The following is a 17,558-nucleotide window of genomic DNA, read 5'->3' on the forward strand; positions in this document are numbered from 1 at the left end:
GAACAATGCACATGACTGATCTTCGTAATGCCTGGACCGGCGCCTCGGCGCTGTTGTTCGACCTCGACGGCGTGCTGACGCCCACGGCCGTGGTGCATGAGCAGGCCTGGCAGGAACTTTTCGACGGCTACCTGGCCGGCACAGGCCACCCGCAGGGATACCAAGAGAGCGACTACTTCGATCACATTGATGGCAAGCCTCGCTTCGATGGCGTCCGCGATTTCCTGACGTCACGCGGCATCACGCTGCCCGAGGGGCCGGTCCATGACCACCCGGACAATGAGACCGTGCAAGGCCTGGGCAACCGCAAGAACGCGATTTTCAACGAGATCGTGAACTCACGCGGCGTTGAGCCTTATGAAGGTTCGGTCAAGTTCATCAACGCCGCAGTGGAGCTGGGTCTCAAGGTGGCTGTCGTGTCCTCTTCACGTAACGCGCCTGCGGTACTGAAGGCCGCCGGGCTCGACCACCACTTCGAGGTGGTGGTGGACGGCCAGGTTGCTGCCGGCGTCGGACTTCCCGGTAAACCGGACCCGGCCACCTACGTCTATGGGGCAGGCCTGTTGGGCGTGCCGGTGGAGGAATGCATCGTGGTTGAGGATGCAGTATCCGGCGTTCAAGCCGGTGCGGGTGCGGCCTTTTATGCCGTGATCGGCGTGGACCGCGGAGCGGGCCGGCAGACCCTGCTCGACGCCGGTGCCACGCTGGTGGTCGACGACCTCAACGATCTTCTCTGACCCTACTTTTTACGAAGGACTTCAACAGCCCATGGCACTCATCAGCTCCGATCGGCTTCGCTTCCCCTGCGAGCCCTGGAAGCTCGTGGAGAATATCCACGTCCCCGGTGACGAGGGAACGCTGGAAACGCTGTTCGCGCTTGGCAACGGCCACCTTGGTATTCGTGGCTCGCATTCAACAGCCGGGGACGGCGAACTTCCCGGCACGTTCATCAATGGTTTCCATGAGATTTGGGACATCAAGCACGCCGAAAATGCCTACGGTTTTGCCCGGACGGGCCAGCGGATCGTTTACGTGCCGGATGCCAACAACTTCACCGTTTCCATTGACGGTGAGGCGCTGAGCCTGGCCGAATCCACGGTGCTGGACTACAACCGCAGCGTGGACTTCTCCACAGGCGTCTACGAGGAAAGCATCACCTGGGCCTGCCGTTCGGGCGCTACCGTCTCCACGGTAGAGCGCCGCGCCGTGGGCTTCGATTCCCGCGGATGTCTTGGCCTGGAACTGTCGTTGACAGCTGACCGCGACGTGTCCGCGGACATCACCTCCGGCGTCGTGAACCGCCAGGACCAGCCTGTGGAGGACCACTCGGTCCACGATCCCCGCCGCTCAGGCCGGCACGCCGGGCGTGTCCTGCTGCCGCTTCACCTCCAAGGCGCCGACGGCTCACTTCGCCTCGCATGGGAGACCTCTGAGTCCCGCCAGCGCGTCGCCATGGCCGTGGACCACTGGATTTCCGCCGAAGGCCAGCCGTTCGAGACTTTGGTGGCGGAGGACGAGTCCTCTGTCCGTTACGTTTTGGCCATTCACGACGGCGACACTTTCCGTTTGGAGAAGTCGGTCAGCTACGTGGTGGCCGGCTCTACTGACGCCGAAGACCGCGGCGAAATCCTCGCGGCCGAAGCCGAAGCGAACCTGGTGTCCTTCTCCGACATCCTTGCCCAGAGCAAGGCCCACTACGCCGAATACTGGACCACTGCGGACATCTCAATTGGTGGTCAGCCGGAAATGCAGCAGGCGGTGCGCTGGGGGTTGTTCCAGTTGGCACAAGCCACTGCCCGGGCGGGCGTTGCGGGTATCCCGGCCAAGGGTGTGAGTGGTTCCGGTTACGAGGGCCATTACTTTTGGGACCAGGAGGTCTACCTCCTGCCTTACTTGACCTACACCAATCCTTGCGGGGCGCGTAAGGTGCTGGAATCGCGGCACGCGATGCTGCCGGACGCGCGCGTCCGGGCCAAGGAGCTCAGCGTGGACGGTGCGCTGTTCCCGTGGCGGACCATCAACGGCCTCGAAGCGAGTGCGTACTACGCTGCCGGCACTGCCCAGTTCCACATTGCGGCGGCCATCGCCTTCGCAGCCAACCGATACCAGTGGGCCAGCGGCGATGACACCTTCCGCGGCGAACTGGGCGCCGACCTGTTGATTGAAACAGCACGCATGTGGGCGTCGCTGGGCTTCTTCGGCAAGGACGGAATGTTCCACATCCACGGCGTCACCGGCCCGGATGAGTACACGGCCGTGGTCAACGACAACCTCTATACCAACGTCATGGCGCGCTTCAATCTGCGGGCCGCCGCTGCGCTGGAACACGAGGGGGTCGCCGAAACCGAGCGCATGGTGTGGCGGCAGGCGGCCGAGCGGATGTCGCTCCCGTACGATCCGCACCTGCAGGTGTTCAGCCAGGACAACGACTTCATGACCCTGGAGCCTTGGGACTGGAACACTCCCAAGTCCAAGTACCCGTTGCTGCTGAACTTCCACCCCCTGGTGATCTACCGGCACCAGGTCCTCAAGCAGGCTGACACCGTACTGGCCATGTTCCTGCAGTGGCAGGACTTCACTGCGGAGGAGAAGCAGCGCGCCTTCGATTTCTACGATCCCATCACCACCGGCGACTCCACCCTGTCCGCCTGCGTTCAGGGCATCATGGCGGCCGAGGTTGGCTACGGAGATGTCGCGCTGAAGCACTTCACCGAGGCACTCTTCATCGACCTCGACAACTCCCACGGCAACACCATCGACGGCGTCCACATCGCCTCCACGGGCGGTATTTGGAGCTCTTTGGTGTGCGGTTTCGCAGGCATGCGGGACCAAGGTGAGGTGCTGCGCTTCGATCCGCGCCTGCCTGTTGAATGGGAAGGCCTGTCCTTCCGGCTCAAGGTGCAGGGACGCTTGTTGGCTGTGGATCTCGCACAGGGTTCCATTGCCCTGACGCTGGTGCCCGAAGCGGATTACAGCCAGGAGCCGCTTCGAATTGATGTGCGGGGTTACGACGTCACCGTTGGTGCGGAGACTGTCGCCGTGCCGCTGGAGACCGTACCCGTCCCGCCGCCGTCGATCTTCCCCAGCGTCTTCCCGACGGCAGGCCTTCCGATCATCCGGTAGCGCCGGTTGACGCGAGGCCCGGTGCCCCGAGCTTGGAGATCGACGTGGTAGCGGTCATTCCGTAGTCAGTTGCTGCTGGCGGTTTCCTGCCGGGTTTTGGCTACGGCGCGACGGTCCAACTCACCGTTGATGAGGTCCAACAACGCTTGGGCCGGTTCCGACAAGTGATGAGTATCCGGAGAGCCCAGCTGGTCGCAGTGGATGAGCACGTGGCGGATGCGTTCCAGTTCGCGGGAGGGCACCAACGGCCAGCGGTGGAAGAGCTGCCTGACGGCGATGGCTCCCAGGAGAGCATCGGGTTTATTGGCAACGCGATGGTGGCCATGGTTCTCGGCTGCTCTTCGTCGAGCAACGGAGGCCGCGGAGGGTGCGACGCCATGGGCCAGGAGAATCTCGGCCTTGAGTGAATTGGGGGCCATTGGGGACCTGCCAAACGTGGTGCGAGGGAAGCCGGCTGCGTGACTTTGAATTTAGCTTACAGAATGTGAGTTACCTCACGCCAATGGTTACGTAAGCCGTCCGCCGTCGTCGTCCTGAACTCCGGCTCCCCAGCGACAGCTAATGCTGCAGCGCAAAGGCGCCGTCACCCTGATCGGGTGGCGGCGCCTTGCTCTGGCTAACCCAGGTGGATGTGCGGAGTGTCGCCCGTCCCGCTGAACGTCTTGCGGTCGATTCGGATCAGGAGGAGCGCGATGGGGGCGATCAATATCGCCACGCCTGCGGCCCACAGGAACACCAGTGAGTAGCCCGATGTCAGTGCGGCCAGTGTCCCACCGCCGACGGCGGTGGCTGCTGCCGCGATAGCGCTGAACAGTGCGATGCCCAACGAGCCGCCGATCTGTTGTGAAGCGTTGACCAGTGCGCTGGCGACGCCGGAATCGTCCTTGTCCACGCCGAACAGTGCCAGGTTTTGCATGGGAACGAAGACCATTCCCAGCCCGACGCCCATAAGCACCAGCGCAGGCAGCACGTTGATTGGGTAGCTGCCGTCGGGGGTGACTTGGGTGAGCCACAGCGTGGCTGCCGCCATGAAGACAGGTCCCAGCGCGCTGGGGATTCTGGCGCCCAACCTGGGCAGGTTCTTCGCAACGAGGCCGGCGGTGATGATCAGCACCACCGTCATGGGCAGCGACGCGATTCCGGCGGCGAACGGCGCGAAGCCCAGGACGATTTGCAGATAGAAGTTGATGAACAGGATCCCGCCGATCAACACCGCTCCGGCCAGGAATGATGCCAGGAAGGCTGCTGCACGGTTGCGTTCTGTAGCGACGCGCAACGGCAGCAGCGGGTTCTTTACCTTGCGTTCGACGGCGACGAAAAGTACCAGCAGCAGGGCACCTGCGGCGATGAAGCCCCACGATTCGATCGCGCCCCAGCCGTGCTCGGCGTTTGCGAAGCCGTAAACCAAGGAGCCGAGGCCCAGCGCGGCAAGAACGACGCCGGGCCAGTCGTATTTGGTGGAGCCTCCGGCTTTGCTTTCGCTCACCAAAGTCCAAACGCCGATGAGCGCGATGATGGCGATGGGGACGTTGACGAAGAAGCACCACCGCCACGAGACGAACTCGGTGAGGAAGCCGCCCAGCAAAACTCCTGCCGCCGCACCCACCCCGCTGATGGAGCCGAAGATGGCGAACGCCGTGCCGCGGTCCTTGCCGCCAGGGAAGGCAACCGTGAGGAGCGCGAGCGCCGCCGGTGCGAGCAGCGCTGCGAAGATGCCCTGCAGCGCACGTGCCCCAAGCAGTTCCCATGGCTGCTGCGCCAGTCCACCGATCAGGGAGGCAACAGCGAAGCCCGCGGAGGCCGTGATGAAAGTCCTCTTACGCCCCCAGAAGTCCGAGATCCGGCCACCCAGAAGCAGGAAAGCGCCGAAGACCAGGGCGTAGGCGGTGACCACCCATGCCCGGGTGGAGTCGCTGATGCCCATCTCGATCTGGAGGCGGGGGAGTGCCAGGTTCACGATGGTGCCGTCCAGGACAACCATGAACTGAGCCAAAGCCAGGAAGGGGAGGGCCCGCCAGCCGATGCCCTTCTTGTTGTGTTGGCTTGGTTGGACTTTGTTGCCCACCGATTCGAGCAGTTGTGATGCCACGCGTCACCCATTCTTGAAAGTAGTAATACTTATAAAAGTATAAGTACTTTGAAAGATGGGCGTAAGCCGTGGGGACGTGATGTGTGTCTTAGTGGTGTTCCGGCTCCGCAAGGAACGAAGCCAACCGCTCCAGGGCGGGCAGGCTGGCCGCGATTTTTTCACGCTCTTCGGGGAGCAGCCGATCGCTGGCCTTCGTCAGCGCGTCAGCCCATGCTCCTTCCAGGAGCGACTTGATGCGCTTGGATTCGTCCGTGGGGTGGAGGGAAACGTATCGCTTGTCTGCAACATCCTTGACCCGCGTGACCAATCCGGCCGCCACGAGCTCGCGCAGCTGGACGCTCACGTTGCTCAGTTGCCGACCCAAACGCGCGGCCACCTCGGCAACAGTGACGCCGGGGTGGCTCTCAACGACGCGGAGAATTTCCAGCACACCGTTCGAAATGGGGCGCAAGCCGGTCTCGTTGAGCGACTTACGCCGAATGTCGGACGAGATATCGATCATGCAGACGGCCAACGCCACATGGTCCACTGGCTTTTCTCCCATCCGTCAAGCATAGGTGGGGGCGCCTCACCGGGCCGCAGGTACCCGGCTGCAATAGTGGAAGGATGATCAACCAGCAACAGCTCTGGGACGACGAAGCCGCCGGCCAGTACGACACTCCTGGCGAGGGGATGTTCTCTCCCGAGGTCCTGGGCCCCACAGTCGAGGTCCTGTCCGGGCTCGCCAAGGGAGGTTCCGCCGTCGAATTCGCGATCGGTACCGGTCGCGTGGCCATCCCCCTTTCGGAAGCCGGGATCCCGGTCAGTGGGATCGAGCTGTCCCACGCGATGATCGCGCGTCTCCGTGAAAAGGTGGGCGAGGACCGGATCCCCGTGGTGCAGGGCGACATGACCGGGGCCCGGGCCGGCGAGAATTTCTCTTTGGCTTTCCTCGTGTTCAACACCATCGCCAATCTCCTTACCCAGGAAGAGCAAATCCGGTGCTTCGAGAACGCTGCCCGGCACCTGATACCTGGCGGACGCTTCGTCATTGAGCTCTGGGTGCCGCAACTGCGTTCGCTGCCGCCCGGACACGGCGGAACTGTGGAGGTGGCTCAACCCGGATATCTCCTGGTGGACACCTACGATGTGCTGCGCCAACACGTCATCTCACATCACGTGCACTTCGGCCCGGAGCTTACGGACGGGCGCGAGGCGCGGGTGGGGCGGACGCCGCACCGCTACATCTGGCCTAGCGAGCTCGATCTCATGGCACGGTTGGCCGGATTCGAGCTCGAATCCAGGTGGGGGACTGGGACCGCAGCGAGTTCACCGCCGAGTCCCGGAGCCACGTCTCGGTGTACCGGCTCATTGAACGCTAGGGTCTTCAAGAAAGTTTGTTGGTACTTGCGCTTGCGGTGACGCGTAGCGATAAATGACCCGGACGCGGCGATTGAAGGAGACTGTGCGCTCTCTTCCGACTCTTCAGGCCTGGCTCTACGATGCGTGGCGGATGTTTCACGGATTCCGAGCAACCCGTAATTAGCACGCAATCCTTAGTTACCAAGCACTGCGAAGTTTCCACGTGCCTGTGCCGGAGCCCTGCGCGGGGGTATAGTCGGCCCATGCTCTCCATGCGCCGATTTACTTGCCCCCGACCGGTCTCCGGTCGCGAGGGCTTATTGGCGCGCGCCTAGGTCCTGGCGCGGAGTGAGTCGGGGGAGGAAAACCCACTCATTCCACACTGAAGGACCAGCTATGCCTACGTATTTAAGCCCGGACGAGCTTCACAACGCCCTGAAGGTCAGGGACCTCTCCAATCCTGATCACCGCCCCCACGCCATGCAGTTACTCTTGCGGGACGTGGTGCGTGCCCTGCGCGACAAAGGGGACGTGACGGCTCGGACCATCCGCCACAGTCCCTTGGTCAGCGTTGCGGACAACTACGATCGGCTGGGTTTCAGTCCAGCAGACGTCACGCGCGACCAAAGATACTCCCGTTACATCAGCCCCACCGTCATGCTGCGCAGCCACACCTCAGCGTCCATCCCGTCGCTGTTGCGTGGTCTGGATCCTGAAGAGTCTATCGACGAGCTCTGGGCCATCCCAGGCTTGGTCTACCGCCGTGATTCCATTGACCGCACCCACGTTGGGACACCCCATCAAGTGGACCTGTGGAGGGTCAGTTCCCGCACGGCTCTGAGCCCGCGCCACTTGCAGGATATGGTCGAGGCCCTTGTGACAGCTGTGCTTCCGGGCGCGGACTGGAGGGCAGTTCCGGCTGTCCATTCCTACACTCACCGCGGCCTTCAGATCGATGTCCGTATGGACGGCGAATGGTTGGAACTCGCGGAGTGTGGGCTGATGTCGCCGAAACTTTTCCTGGACGCTGGTTTGGAGCCCGGGAGCTGGTCAGGGCTGGCCCTCGGGATGGGCCTGGACCGCGCGTTGATGCTGCGCAAAGGCATCCCCGACATCAGGTTGCTGAGGTCCGCGGACCCACGAATTCAACAACAGATGATGGACCTGAAACCTTGGGAGCCGGTCTCCCCGATGCCTTCCATCAGCCGGGATCTCTCGATTGTGGTTGGGGAAGACTTGGATGCTGAGTTGCTTGGCGACAGGGTCCGGACTGCGCTGGGAGACCGGGCCGAGAACCTTGAAAGCGTGGAACTGCTGGCCCTGACTCCCTGCGGGTCGCTTCCCCCGGCAGCGCAAGAACGGCTCCGCATCCGCGAGGGGCAGTCCAACGCCCTGATCCGGGTGGTGATGCGTCCTCTCACGCGGACCATGACGGACCGGCAGGCCAACCAGATCCGGGATGATGTCTACCTTGCCCTGCACGAAGGCCCGGTCAAGGAGCTCATTGCCGGTTAGGTCCTCCCATGCTGTGCCGGTGGTTGCACCGTGCGCTGCCGGCACAACCCTGGGAGCACCGCGGCACCTTTCCAACTAGCGCGTCAGTGGGCCGGCCAGTGATTGCTAGTCTGGGATCATGACTCGTCGACTTGCAGCACTGTCCGCCGTCCCCCTTTTGTTGCTGCTCGTCGGCTGCGGAGCCGTGGAGGAAGCAGCTACCAACGCAGCCAGCGACGCCGCATCGAAGGTGGCCACTGCGGCCGCCGACGAGGTGACCAAGCAGGTCTGCGCTGTGGTCCAGGACGGCTTGGTCAGCGTTCAGGACAAGCAACTACTTGCCGGCCTGGTCTCGGCAGCCGGAGCTGCCGGTGTCCCCGCAGAAATTACGACGCCGTTGAACCAGATCGCCGAAGCAGGAGACGAAGTGCCGGCTGAGTCAGTTCAGGCACTGAAGGACGCCTGCACGCCGTAGGTGCTGCTGAGCTCTTCCTTTCTCCAGTTCGCACCTAGATTCGGGTGAGATCTCGGCTTTCCTGCTGAGGTGATCCCCAGTTGGCGGGCGTTGCTGCGGCCGCCGCCACCGTCGTCTGTGACAAATGATCACCGCGCTCGCGTCCCTGAGCGGTGTGACATCCGGGTAATGGTGGCGCTTTGGATTTATACGAATGGCCTGTGGGCGTGCGGAGTTCGAATGTGTGGACGTCGTCGTTGAGCGGCTTTGCAGTCCATCCGAGGTTTTCTTTGGTGTGGTTGCAGGCTTCGCAGAGGCCTGCCCCGTTGGTCAAGGTGGTGGTTCCGCCGGAGTGCCAGGTGACGACGTGGTCGATGTGGCGGATGGGCGCGTCGCAGTAGGGGGTGCGGCAGGTGTCGTCCCGAGCTTCGATGAAACGCCGGAGTCGTGTGGGGAAGAGTCGAGCTTTGGAGTCCATGCTCAGGAGCTCACCCGTTCCGGGTGCCGTATAGAAGCGGCGCAGCCACACTTTGAAGTCACAGTCAGGATCTGATGCGCCTTCTTGGCCGGTCGCCAAACCACTTGCTTCGACTGCTTGAAGTTCCACAAGTAGGGTTCTGGCCCACTCAGCCGGGACGATTCCGTAGCCCTTAAGCCGGGCTGGTTCACTGTCGCCCTGGAAGAGCGTCCGGTCGGTCATGACGACGTCCAGGTTGATCCCGGAGATCCCGCCGGGGGTTCCGGTAACGCGTTCGACCAAGGCGTCCGCCATGACCTGGCCGCGGGAACGGGAGTCGCCGTTGGATCGGGCCGAGTCAGCGGCCCGGGTCAACGCAGCATATGCAGCCACGCCTTGGGCGACTGGCAGGAGGGCGGCCAGGTAGGTCATGGTGTCCGGCGCGGGTCGCAGACTCACTGTTCGTTCGGTGGCTGCGTGACTGGCCCGTTGGGCTACCGAGCGGGGATCACGACGATACGCGGCAGCCTTGGCAGAGGCGATGATTGCCCGATCGCCTTTCCCTTCAAAGGTCCCGGTGTCGGGTGCGAGTTCCTCATCTACTGCACCGGTCCTCCACAGACAAACACGCGGTTTCCTTCACCAGGAGCGTGGCACGCCACTCATTGAGCTGGCCCGACTCCAACGCGGCCAAGGTCCGCGGCATCTCCAACACCAACGCTTTCGCCAACCCCAACAGCCGGGAACCCTTGTTTGGGGACTCACGCCGCGCCAACGCCAACTGCGCCCCGACACCCTGCCCGCGTTCGGACGCGGGAACGCCGGCGGTCTCCTGTTCCCTGCGCTGGGCGAGGTCAAAGGCCACAGCGATCCGGGCCTGGAGGCCGGTGATGGCGGACTTCAGGTCCTCCAATCCGCGGAGCTGGTCAATCAGCTCGGTACTGGAGTGGCCCAGAGAGACAGAGCCAAGGAGCGCAAAGAGGTCAGAAACCCGGGGCGCTGAATAAGCAGATGGAGGCCCTGAAGAAGGGGGCGTGGAGTCGCCGGGTAGAGGTTCCGAGGCGCGATCGAACGCATCACCTGACGGCGTTTGAGTGGCTCGAATCGGCTGCATGTCTCAACTCTTCCAGCCCACAGCCAGCACCATCAGGCCCCAACTTCCCTATGTGGAAAACCAGCCCGCACAAGGCCAGAGAGTCCATCTCCTTGAGCCCACAGGGGCGTCGCAAAGAGCCGAGATGTCGCACCTCGGCGGTTGCGCTTGTCACGCTCTGGGTGCGGGCGTCGCAAAGAGCCGAGACGTCGCCCCTCGGCGGTTGCGCTTGTCCCGCTCTGGGTGCGGGCGTTAGGCAAAGAGCCGAGATGTCGCCCCTCACCGCCGAGGCTACCGCTCGGCCAGCACCGCCCGCGCCCGTACCGTAATCGCCGCGCCAAGGACCAGCGCGGCAGCAACGGCGGCTGCGATCGCCGTCGGAAATGATTCGGGTGCGTCAGTGCTGCGGCCGACGGTGATCCACGCTAGGCCCCACGCGATGGCGGCCGCCAGGGCGAGGCGACCGTGGCCCTTGATCGCCAAGGCAATACCGACGATAGCTACTACCACAAGTACAGCAACGGACCAGATTTCAGGGCGCAACCCGAAGCCCCCAAAACCAGAGGCCTTCAGTGCAGCTGCGATGTTGGCGCACACTGCCACGCTGGTCCAGCCCAGGTACAACCCCAATGTCCCATCAACAACAACGGCCTCAACCCAGGAGTCAGCACGGCTCCGGCTGTAGCGAAGGAAGGCCACCACGAGAGTCACCAGCAACGCCAGAATCACCACAACGCTCACCAAAAGCCGGCCGGCCTGCACGGACAGAATCCACGCCGCGTTCAGGAGCATGGACCCGGCAACGATCCAGCCGAGCGACCGCTGTCGCGGATTAGCCCGCTGGGAAGGCAACCATTGCCATACCGTGAACGCAGCAAGCCCGGTGTAAACCACAGACCAGATGGAGAACGCCGGTGTCGCGGGCGCCAAAAGGGTTGAATCGGCGGCCAAGGCGCCGTCGGCTGCCTGCGCGATGGGCGTCCCTCCGAACACGCCGACGCCGATCATCGAGCCAACGATGCAGACCACCAAGCTCACGGTAACTGCGATCTGCCGCCTAAGATCTGAGCTTCGAGTTGCCATGTTCTGAGCCTCTTTCCTTGTGGGCGGTGCAATGTCATGCACAAGCGCGTTGCGTGACCTAGTATCAAAATGCTAGTGAATCAAGCTTTACGCTTATCGAAGGAACAACGGATGGACGCGGAAGGCCACGCAAAGGGCTATTGGTACGGCAAAGACCCAGGTCAGAAGGCCATAGCCATTGACGTCCTGAACGCCTTGCGGGATTACCGCGCCTCCGAGCAAGCGATGAGACGCAGGACCCGCTCTTCCATGGGTATGGGCGAGAAGGATCTGCTGGCCCTGCGCTATTTGTTCGAAGCCGAAGCTGCCGGCAAGGTGATGAAGCCGAAGGATCTGGGTGACAAGCTCGGCATAACGTCCGCGTCCATGACAACCCTGATCGATCGTTTGGTGGAGTCCGGCCATATTCGACGCGAACCTCACCCCACTGATCGTCGGGCACTGATCCTGAAGGCCACTCCCGGCTCGGACCAGGAAGTGCGGCATACCCTGGGTGGGATGCACCGTCGGATGCTGGACGCAGCATGCGCCTTGAGCCCTGACGAGTCGCAGGTAGTGGTGAATTTCCTGCAGCACATGCGCGAAGCACTGGACACGATCGACGAAGACCCTGAGGACCCTGAGAAATCCACAGCATCATGACGTGAGGCTCCATTGCAGGATGAAAATGAGCGTCACCAGGAATCCTGAACCGTAGTTGAGCCAGATGAACCGCCGCCAAGCCACATTGGTGCGTGCCGCCGTCGTATCCATCACCTTCCAGTACGGGGCGCAATTGACGATGTACGGGATGGCGATGATCGCGGCGAGCGGCCCGGGCCACGGCGTGGCCAGCATTGCGAGGCCCGCAACAAGCCAGAGGCCGACGGCGAGCCTCACCGTCCGGCGGGCACCGATGACTGTTGCTATGGAGCCGATGCCGGCCTGCCGGTCGGGTTCGATGTCCTGGACGGCGCCGAAAGCGTGGGCGGCCATTCCCCAGAGGAAGAAGGCGGCCAGCAGGATAACCAGTCCCGGCGTCACGTCGGCGCCTGCCAGCGCCAAGCCGACGACGGCGGGACTGACGAAGTGCGTGCTGGACGTCAGCGAGTCCAAGACCGGGCGTTCCTTGAAGCGGAGTCCGGCGACGGAGTAGGCCACCACTGCGAATGCACTCACGGCCAGGCTGATCCAGGCGGCGGGTCCGCCCGCGAATGCCAGTACCAGTAGGAACGGAATGTTGGTGATGGCTGCGAGCCACAGCATGGGGCGATGGAGCCTCGGCTGGAGGAGCGCGCCTTCGATGCCGCCTTTGCGCGGGTTCTTGAGGTCCGACTCGTAATCGAAGACGTCGTTGATGCCGTACATGGCCAGGTTGTAGGGGATCAGGAAGTAGAAAGTACCCACGATCAGGACCCAGTCGATTTCCCGGGTGGTGAGGAGCATGGCCGCGGCGAACGGGTAGGCGGTGTTGATCCAACTGACTGGTCGGGATGCGAGTAATGCCTGGGGGACGAGGCCTTTGAGGTTGCCCGCACGGTTGGATTCCCCGGAACGTTTGCGCGTCAGCCACATCCACAGGCCGGGAAGCGCCACCACTCCGGCGAGCGGGTAGGCGAAATCCTCAATGGGCGCCAGGCCGATTTTGGCGCCGAGGATGTGCGAAGCGTCGTAGTGGAAGAGTTCCATGCCGATCATCACGGAATCGAAAACAGCTGTCAGGACGGCCAGCGCAGCGAACGCGAGGCCTACGGCTTTCCAGTGTTTGCCTGCCTCGCCTGGTCGTGCGCCCTGACGGGCAAAGATCACGCCTGCAACTACGGCTGCGGCGATGAGGGCGAGCGCGAGCCAGAGGTACGTCATACGTGCTCCCGCTGTTTCGCACTGCGGGGGGCCGGTGCCCGGTCAAGCAGCCGACGCGCGCCCGTGTACAGGACCATGGTGCAGAGCACCAGGAAAAGCAGGAACACGGGTTCCTCGATGGGCAGTTCCGGGGCGAGCAGCAGCCCGGTGGCGATGGTGCCCTCGCCGCGGAGGAAGATCCCCAGGCCGATTCCGGCCAGGTCCCAGCCGAGAAGGAACAAGACCCCGACGGCGGTCACGGTTGCGGCCGCTTTTGGGTCCCGCCAGAAGAACAGGCGGAAACGGTGATCGAGCAGGAGCATGCAGGCGATGCCCAGGAGCAACGAGACCAAGTAGAGAACACCCATTAGCCAATCCTGCTAGCTACAGGCCTCACAGTGGTAGGGCCGGTACTGTGATCGCCGCGGATCCGTTTAAGGACCAGTTCGGCACTGATGAGGCACATGGGTACGCCAACGCCCGGAGCAGTTGTGGCGCCGGCGTAGTACAGGCCTCGAACACGCTTGGAGGCATTTTGTGCCCGGAACATCGCGCTTTGCCGGAGTGTGTGTGCGGGTCCCAGCATGCCGCCGCGCCACGAGTTGTAATCGCGGGCGAAGTCGGCCGGCCCAATGGTGTGCCTGGCCACCACTCGTTCGCGGAGATCCGGGATGTTGGCCCACTGAGAGATTTGGTCAATGGCGGCGTCGGCAGTTCGTTCGATCATCACATCGCCGCTGCCATCGGCTCCGCCCCCTCCCAACGAGGGATCGGCGGGGATGGGAACCAGGACAAAGAGATTCTCGTGGTCCTGTGGTGCGACACCGGCATCGGTGGCGCTGGGTTTGCAGACATATATGGACGCAGGATCGGGAATGCTCGGATCGTCACCGAAGATCGAGGCGAAGTTCGCCTCCCAATCACGGGTGAAGAACAAGGAATGGTGAGGCAGGTCCGGCAGCGAACCCTTCACTCCCAACATCACCAGCACGGCGCCGGGACCACTGGTGCGGCTCTGCCAGTACTTTTTGTTGTAGCTCCTGTCCCTGACGCCGAGCAGCTGGGTTTCGGTGTGGTGCAGGTCAGCGCCGGAGACCACTAGGTCGGCAACACTGTAGTGCTCGGCCCCGGAACTGTCGCGCCACTTCACACCGGTGACTTCCCGGCTGTCTTTGCCGGTGAGACCGGCGGGAAGGTTAAGGCCGTCGAATCGCCCGAGTTTCTTGGGGTGGGTCGCTTCGCGGGTGGTGATCTTGAGGGCTTCCGCGCCGGTGTGAATCCGCACTCCGGCGTCGACGGCCAGTGCTTCGAGCCGCTCAACCAGAGCCCGGAACCCACCCATCGGGTACTGCACGCCGTCGCCCAGGTCCAAGGCACTCATCAGGTGGTACATCGCCGGAGCAGCGGAAGGGCTGGTGCCCAGGAAAACCGCGGGATAGCCAAGCACTTGCCGGAGCACCGGATGCTGGAACCGCTGGGAAACGTACTTGTCCAGGGGTGTCAGGAGTAGCTGTGCGAGCTTGGGGAGGCTGCGCACAACCTCCGGCTGGAGCAGCGCCTGCATTTTGGTGAACGGGTTGTAAAGGAAGAACCGTTCAGCCATTTCGGTGGTGTGCCGGGCGGAAACCAGGTAGGACGCGAGTTCCTTGGAGCTGCCGGGCTCAACGCTTTCGAAGGTCTCCAAAACCTGCTCGCTGCCGAGGGGGATTGTCAGCGGGTCCGGCCGCACGCCGTCGTGGTTTGGTTCGCTGAAGATGCGGTACGCAGGACTGAGGGTGCGCAGATCCAGCTGTTCGGCGGTGCTGGTGCCGAGCAAGTTGAAGAAGTGATCGAAGACGCCGGGCATCAGGTACCAGGAAGGGCCGGTGTCCCAGCGGAAGCCGTCCCGTTCGAGGCTGCCTGCACGGCCGCCCACGTGGTCGCGTTGCTCAAGGAGCTGGACCTCATGTCCTTCGTGGGCGAGGAGCGCGGCGGTGGCAAGCCCCGCGATGCCACCGCCGATCACTACTGTCCGGGTCATCGGTGCAACTCCATCCAGGTTGAGGCAACAGCGCGGGCGGCGAGTCCGGCTTTCACGGCATCCGGGACACGAACCCGGTGACGGTAGAGCTCGTCCACGGTGGTCTGTTCAATTCTGTCCGTGAGGGCTTGGAACAACGCCAATGCGCTCCGGACTGCAGCCCTGGCGTCGCGGGGCAACATCGGAATGACGGCGTTGGCATCGGCCAGCTGCGCCCGGATGGTGCTGACCCACTCCATGCGGTCGCGGTCCTCAAGGTGGTCCGAGGTGCCAAGGTAGCTGCGGCCCAAGCGGGTAGTGTCGTCGGCCAGGTCCCTCAGGAAGTTGATGTTCTGGAAAGCAGCACCCAACCTGCTGGCGCCGTACTCCAAAGCCGCGGCGTCGCCGTCGTCGATGTTCTCATCCCGCATGAAGACGCGCAGGCACATCAGTCCGACAACTTCGGCGGAACCGTGGACATAACCGTCGTGGGCGTCGGAATCGAAGCGCAGGGGCGCCGCCGGCGCTTCGCTTCGCTCGCCGAGATCCATGCGCATGGAATCAAAGAACGGATCGATGAGCGAATCATCGATTCCGGCGGTCCGGGCTGTCTGAGCGAACGCGTGGATGATGAGGTCGCTGCTGTAGCCGAGCTTGACGGCCCGGTGCGTCTCAGCGATGAAGTGCGTCAGGGCGTCGCACTGCTCTTGGTAGCTCAGGCCGGCTTCCGCCGTCACGCCGTCCACGAGTTCGTCGGCCACCCGCACCAAGGCGTAGATGTTGCGGACGTGTTGGCGGTGTCGGGATCCCAACAGCCTGCACGCCAAACCGAACGAGGTGGAGTACGCGGAGATGACTTGGTTGGCGGCACGTTCGGCCGTCCGGGTGAAATGCGTAAACGAGGTGTCCGCGGCGACGCTCATGATTGCCGTCCTTCCAGCTGTCCCGCGAGGTCAAGCAATACGTTGCGGACGCTTGCCGGGATGGTGCTTGTCAGCTGATTGTTGAATGCCTGCAGTTGTTCCTCGATGAGGCCTTGGACAAATACCTCGGCACCGCAATCGCTGAGATGCCGCCGCACGTGCTCACCGTCACCGACGCTGAGCTCGGGCCTGCCGAAGAAGGGCTCGATGTCCGGCCACACGGTGGTGGTCCGCGCGTGGGCGATGATGGCTGTTTCCTTGCCCTCGCGTAGGTCTGAAAAGGGATCCTTGCCATGGCGGCGAGGATCCCCGAAGGTGGACAGGAGGTCGTCCTGGAGTTGGAAAGCGAGCCCAAGATGCCGGCCGGCTGTTGCGAGCGCATTCTCGACGGCGAAGTCGGCACCGGCCAGCGTGGCGGCGGCACGCAGCGGGAGTTCGAAGGTGTACGTCGCGGTCTTGTAGCCGCACATCATCAGGATGGTCTGGAGGTCCGGGGCAATAATGCCATCACCAAGGCCCACATCCAGTTGTTCGCCGGCCACGGTCTCGTTGATGGTGTGTTCCAGGAGATCGAGGAGCCGCAGGCGAAGCTCGTGAGGGAGTTCGGCACGGGCAAAGGCCTGGTGCGTCGCGGCCAGGAGCATGTCGCCCATCAGGATTCCGCCGGTTTGGGCCCAGTGGAGGCCGCTCCCGGCGCGGGCGCCGTCAGCGCCGTCCGTCCGGGCAGTTTCGCCGGCTTCCGCAAGGAGGGAGCCGATCAGGTTAGGGTGCCCGCGGCGGACGAGGTCGCCGTCGATCACGTCATCGTGCAGCAGGAAGGCGTAGTGGAGGAGTTCGATGGCAGCGGCGATGCTGATGGCGGTCTCGCGCTGGTGTGGCTCTGCGGGACCGTGCTTGTGGAGTGCGTCGTACGTTTCCATCAACAGCAAGGGCCGGACGAATTTGCCGCCGAGGACGTTCTGGCCCGCGAGCGCCCACAGCCTGGCGAAGTCCGCACCGTATGCCGTTGCTGCGCTGGCCCTCTTGTCAATGAGTCCGCTCAGTTCGTTCTCTATTGCGGTGCAAAGATCAGTGCGACCCCGGACGGCATTTGAGGTGATGGTCATGCCTCGGCTCCTGCTTGGAGTGGCAAGGCGTTCGCCTCGAGGAGCTGTGGAAATTGCAGCCCAAGCCACGGACTGAAAGCGGAGGGTGTGTGTTCCAAAGCATCCGCCAGCAGTGCCGGTGAGATCCAGGCCCAGTCGGCTACCTCGGCGGGATTCGGGTTCAACACACCGGTGATGCGGGCTACGTACACAGGGCAAACTTCATTCTCGACAATCCCCGTGGGGTCAATGGCCCTGTATCGGAAGTGGGGGAGAACCAGTTCGATCTTGTTGGCGTCCACTCCGAGTTCGAACTGTGCCCGCCTGAGGATGGCGTCCTCGAACTCTTCACCGGGCCCCGGGTGGCCGCAGAAGCTGTTGGTCCACACCCCGGGCCACGTTTTCTTCTCCGGCGAACGGCGGGTCAGCAGAACTTCCCCAACATCGTTGATCAGGTAGCAGGAAAAAGCGAGGTGGAGGGGAGTATCAAGTGTGTGCACCCCTGCCTTGGGAGCCTCGCCAATGGGCGTTCCGGCGTCGTCAAGGAGGACCACCATCTCTGTCGCGTTCATCTTGCCCTTCCTCCACACCCTGTT

15 protein-coding genes and 2 pseudogenes are annotated in these 17,558 nt (G+C 63.2%); 6 read left to right on the forward strand and 11 right to left on the reverse strand.

Features of this window, described 5'->3' with window-relative positions:
• Positions 1-5: 5 nt before the first annotated feature.
• Both AC1RJY_RS17815 and AC1RJY_RS17820 read left to right on the forward strand, forming a co-directional pair.
• Positions 6-737, forward strand: coding sequence for an HAD family hydrolase (locus AC1RJY_RS17815; RefSeq protein ID WP_014920478.1), 732 nt, complete (start codon positions 6-8; stop codon positions 735-737).
• A 31-nt stretch (positions 738-768) separates the two neighbouring features.
• Positions 769-3,123: a glycoside hydrolase family 65 protein gene (locus tag AC1RJY_RS17820; RefSeq protein WP_498602870.1), complete on the forward strand. Its 2,355-nt coding sequence runs from the start codon at positions 769-771 to the stop codon at positions 3,121-3,123.
• 65 nt (positions 3,124-3,188) lie between these two features.
• On the opposite strand, the gene AC1RJY_RS17825 is transcribed toward AC1RJY_RS17820, so the two are convergent.
• The 3 genes from AC1RJY_RS17825 to AC1RJY_RS17835 form a co-directional block, all read right to left on the reverse strand.
• Positions 3,189-3,542 (reverse strand): hypothetical protein, encoded by a 354-nt coding sequence (locus AC1RJY_RS17825; protein ID WP_011773074.1) that lies wholly within the window; start codon positions 3,540-3,542, stop codon positions 3,189-3,191.
• A 197-nt stretch (positions 3,543-3,739) separates the two neighbouring features.
• Positions 3,740-5,212 (reverse strand): MFS transporter, encoded by a 1,473-nt coding sequence (locus tag AC1RJY_RS17830; protein WP_014920480.1) that lies wholly within the window; start codon positions 5,210-5,212, stop codon positions 3,740-3,742.
• Positions 5,213-5,300: 88 nt separating this feature from the next.
• Positions 5,301-5,756 (reverse strand): MarR family winged helix-turn-helix transcriptional regulator, encoded by a 456-nt coding sequence (locus tag AC1RJY_RS17835; protein ID WP_011773075.1) that lies wholly within the window; start codon positions 5,754-5,756, stop codon positions 5,301-5,303.
• A gap of 62 nt (positions 5,757-5,818) precedes the next feature.
• Here AC1RJY_RS17835 and AC1RJY_RS17840 point away from each other — a divergent pair.
• The 3 genes and pseudogenes from AC1RJY_RS17840 (at position 5,819) to AC1RJY_RS17850 (ending at position 8,522) form a co-directional block, all read left to right on the forward strand.
• A pseudogene (locus AC1RJY_RS17840) lies at positions 5,819-6,573 on the forward strand (class I SAM-dependent DNA methyltransferase).
• A 376-nt stretch (positions 6,574-6,949) separates the two neighbouring features.
• Entirely contained in the window at positions 6,950-8,068 is a 1,119-nt protein-coding gene (srmL, locus tag AC1RJY_RS17845; RefSeq protein WP_498602872.1) for a PheS-related mystery ligase SrmL, read from the forward strand.
• A gap of 118 nt (positions 8,069-8,186) precedes the next feature.
• Positions 8,187-8,522 (forward strand): hypothetical protein, encoded by a 336-nt coding sequence (locus AC1RJY_RS17850; RefSeq protein ID WP_011773078.1) that lies wholly within the window; start codon positions 8,187-8,189, stop codon positions 8,520-8,522.
• Between the two features lie 34 nt (positions 8,523-8,556).
• Here AC1RJY_RS17850 and AC1RJY_RS17855 read toward each other — a convergent pair.
• Positions 8,557-10,072 (reverse strand): annotated as a pseudogene (locus AC1RJY_RS17855) (HNH endonuclease).
• Between the two features lie 270 nt (positions 10,073-10,342).
• Positions 10,343-11,134, reverse strand: coding sequence for a TspO/MBR family protein (locus AC1RJY_RS17860; RefSeq protein WP_498602873.1), 792 nt, complete (start codon positions 11,132-11,134; stop codon positions 10,343-10,345).
• Positions 11,135-11,245: 111 nt separating this feature from the next.
• On the opposite strand from AC1RJY_RS17860, the gene AC1RJY_RS17865 reads away from it, so the two are divergent.
• A complete protein-coding gene (locus AC1RJY_RS17865; RefSeq protein ID WP_187329912.1) occupies positions 11,246-11,776 on the forward strand; it encodes a MarR family winged helix-turn-helix transcriptional regulator in 531 nt (176 codons plus the stop codon).
• On the opposite strand, the gene AC1RJY_RS17870 is transcribed toward AC1RJY_RS17865, so the two are convergent.
• From AC1RJY_RS17870 to idi, 6 genes are read right to left on the reverse strand one after another with little or no spacing between them, the layout of a single operon-like run.
• Positions 11,771-12,976: a prenyltransferase gene (locus tag AC1RJY_RS17870; RefSeq protein ID WP_498602874.1), complete on the reverse strand. Its 1,206-nt coding sequence runs from the start codon at positions 12,974-12,976 to the stop codon at positions 11,771-11,773. The genes AC1RJY_RS17865 and AC1RJY_RS17870 overlap by 6 nt on opposite strands.
• Positions 12,973-13,323 carry a lycopene cyclase domain-containing protein gene (locus AC1RJY_RS17875; RefSeq protein ID WP_498602875.1) on the reverse strand — a complete coding sequence of 117 codons (351 nt, stop codon included), beginning with the start codon at positions 13,321-13,323 and terminating at the stop codon, positions 12,973-12,975. The genes AC1RJY_RS17870 and AC1RJY_RS17875 overlap by 4 nt, the downstream gene beginning before the upstream one ends.
• Positions 13,323-14,975, reverse strand: coding sequence for a phytoene desaturase family protein (crtI, locus tag AC1RJY_RS17880; RefSeq protein WP_498602876.1), 1,653 nt, complete (start codon positions 14,973-14,975; stop codon positions 13,323-13,325). Before crtI ends, AC1RJY_RS17875 begins: the two co-directional genes overlap by 1 nt.
• Positions 14,972-15,877: a phytoene/squalene synthase family protein gene (locus AC1RJY_RS17885; RefSeq protein ID WP_011773084.1), complete on the reverse strand. Its 906-nt coding sequence runs from the start codon at positions 15,875-15,877 to the stop codon at positions 14,972-14,974. The genes crtI and AC1RJY_RS17885 overlap by 4 nt, the downstream gene beginning before the upstream one ends.
• Positions 15,874-16,983, reverse strand: coding sequence for a polyprenyl synthetase family protein (locus AC1RJY_RS17890; protein WP_011773085.1), 1,110 nt, complete (start codon positions 16,981-16,983; stop codon positions 15,874-15,876). The genes AC1RJY_RS17885 and AC1RJY_RS17890 overlap by 4 nt, the downstream gene beginning before the upstream one ends.
• Positions 16,980-17,534: an isopentenyl-diphosphate Delta-isomerase gene (gene idi / locus AC1RJY_RS17895; RefSeq protein WP_011773086.1), complete on the reverse strand. Its 555-nt coding sequence runs from the start codon at positions 17,532-17,534 to the stop codon at positions 16,980-16,982. Before idi ends, AC1RJY_RS17890 begins: the two co-directional genes overlap by 4 nt.
• Positions 17,535-17,558: the final 24 nt, after the last annotated feature.

It is taken from the genome of Arthrobacter sp. GW822-FHT05G07 (assembly GCF_058799755.1).